This window comes from Rhodococcus sp. R1101 (assembly GCF_000278445.1).
Taxonomy (GTDB): Bacteria; Actinomycetota; Actinomycetes; order Mycobacteriales; family Mycobacteriaceae; genus Rhodococcus; species Rhodococcus gordoniae.
On sequence record NZ_AJVB01000539.1, the window covers coordinates 1 to 2,453 of the forward strand.

3 protein-coding genes are annotated in these 2,453 nt (G+C 69.5%); all 3 read left to right on the forward strand.

Annotation, left to right across the window (positions count from 1 at the left end; genetic code table 11):
• Positions 1 to 699 (forward strand): hypothetical protein (locus R1101_RS27985; RefSeq protein WP_016935271.1); only part of this gene is annotated, 699 nt, incomplete at its 5' end.
• Positions 700 to 826: 127 nt separating this feature from the next.
• Positions 827 to 1,405, forward strand: a complete 579-nt coding sequence (locus tag R1101_RS0121225; RefSeq protein WP_026003555.1) for a sigma-70 family RNA polymerase sigma factor — start codon at positions 827 to 829, stop codon at positions 1,403 to 1,405.
• Positions 1,398 to 2,453 (forward strand): anti-sigma-D factor RsdA (locus R1101_RS0121230; RefSeq protein WP_016935273.1); only part of this gene is annotated, 1,056 nt, incomplete at its 3' end. The genes R1101_RS0121225 and R1101_RS0121230, both read left to right, overlap by 8 nt.

Genomic DNA, 2,453 nt, shown 5'->3' on the forward strand with positions numbered 1-2,453 from the left:
GGAGTGTGGTCGTCGTCGGCAGCAAGCACCGAGGCCTCCCTGCTCCGTCAGCTGGGCGGCCATCGCCTCGCCTCCGCATGGGACGGGCGCGCACTCGCCGAGGCGAGTGCGCTGCGGCGCGGGTGCGAGCGGGTCCTCGGCGCGTGGTGCGATGCCGCGACCGGACTTGCCGCCGATGCACTCGGGCGAGGCCGCCTCCCCGTGTGCGGATACCTCCTCGACCGATGCGCATCCGTCCTGGACGCCGCCGAAGCGGAGGCCGGTGAGCGGGCTTTTGTGCGGCAACGGATCCGGCTCGCATGGGTCGGGGCCGAATCCGCTCTCGCCGCAGGGGACTTCACCCGTGCCCGCAGTCACGCGGACCGCGCCGTGGAACTGGCGGAGGGATTCGGGTCGATCCGGCACGGGGTGAAGTCCGATCTCGTCAGGGCGGCCTCGCTGACCGGACTGCCCGACCGTGGCCCGGCGACGACGCTGGCCGCCGATGTCCTCGCGCGCGCGGAGGAACACGGGCTGATCCCGTTGCAATGGGCGGCGGCGATGCTCCTCGTCGGACTGGGCGCCGGAGACGATGTGGGTCGCGTCCGTGACGTCGATGCGGGTCGCGTCCGTGACGTCGATGCGGGTCGCGTCCGTGACTTCTGCGCGACCGTCATCGGGCGGCGTGGTGGTCGGTTCGTGACCCCGTCCGCCCGCTGAGTTCCGTTCGCGCGCGGGGGGTGACCCGACAGGTCGGTCACTGTAGCTACTCTGGGGGTGTTCCACGGTCAGGTGGAAGCCCGCCCGGGGGGTGGTGCCGACTGTAACGCCAGGACTTGCGCAATCGATGACTGTTATGGGTGAGGAGCTGGACTCCGCGGTTGCTGCGGCTGCACAGGGCGACCGGGCGGCTCTCGCTCAGGTTCTTGCAAGTGTCCGGCCCCTCGTCGTGCGGTATTGCCGCGCACGGGTCGGATCTGCAGAGCGCGGCCAGCTCTCTGCAGACGACGTTGCACAGGAGGTGTGCCTGGCTGTGATGACCGCTCTGCCGAGATATCAGGACCAGGGCCGCCCTTTCATGGCGTTCGTATACGGAATTGCTGCCCACAAGGTCGCCGATGCGCACCGTAGTGCAGCCCGCAACCGTGCGGAACCGGTGGCGGATGTGCCGGAGGTGATGTCGCTCGACGACAGCCCGGAGGAATACGCGATCAACTCCGAGGCGGGCCGGCAGATGAAGCAGTTGCTGGCCATCCTGCCCGAGAAGCAACGCGAGATTCTCATCCTCCGTCTCGTCATGGGGTTGTCGGCCGAGGAGACGGCCGCAGCGGTGGGTAGTACTGCAGGAGCGATCAGGGTGGCCCAGCACCGGGCCATCGCGAGACTCAAGAAGGAAGTCACGAGAGCAGGTGAGCGGAATGGGTAGGGGGCGTTTTTCGGGCGACGGCTTCGACGACGAGTTTCCCGACGACGAAACCTCCGTGGACCTCGCCGCCGTGCGTCGTGACGACACGCTGATCGATGCGATCGCGGGCAACGGGCTGGTCGAGACGAAGGACACCGAGGAGTACGAACTCGCCACTCTGCTCGCCGACTGGCGTGCGGAGATCCTGGCCGATCCGATGCCCGCCGGCCCCGACCTCGACGAAGTGGTGGCCGCCGTCCATCGCGAACTGGGGACGCGGGAAACGCTCACCGCAACGCCGGAGGTCTCTCCGCTGCGCCCGAGATCGAGGGGGCAACTGCGGTTGCTCCGTCCCCTCGCAGGTGCAGCAGCGCTCGTCGCCGTCGCCGTCGGTACCGCGACCGCGGTGTCCTACGGAGCCGAACCCGGCGATCCCTTGTGGGGCGTCAAGCAGGTCGTCTTCAGCGAGCAGGCGCAATCCACCGAGGCCCGGATCGACACCACCTCGACCCTGCAGCGTGCCGAACAGCTGATCGCCGAGGGCAATGCGGAAGAAGCTCGCGAGTTGCTGACCTCCGCGGAGTCCCGCTCGGGCGACGTCCGTGACTCACAGGAGCGCGACGCGCTCGGAGACTGGCTGCACCGTCTCGCCGATGAACTCGGCAAGATGATGCCGCAGCTGCCTCCACCGCCGGTCCCCGCGGTGCCCCCGGTGCCGGCGCCCGGTGTTGTCGTTCCTCCGCCGGCCACGGCTCCCGGCACGGAAGGGCAGCTGCCTGTCCCGTCGACCGGTGCGGAAAGCGGCACGACCGTGCCGCCCACTACCACGACGGTGCCTCCGACCATCCTGCAAGCGCCGCCGCCGGTGTCGAACACCACCACGACGCCGTCGCCGACCGCGCCGCCGCCCCCGTCGAGCACGCCGGTTCCGTCGGTGCCCAGCGAGCCTCCTCCGCCCACCTCCGCTTCTCCGACTTCCGTTCCGACGACGACGGCATCGTCGCCGCGGCCGACACAGAACGGACCGGGAACAGATCTCGCTCCGGCGTCCGTGACCTTCTCGGAAGGC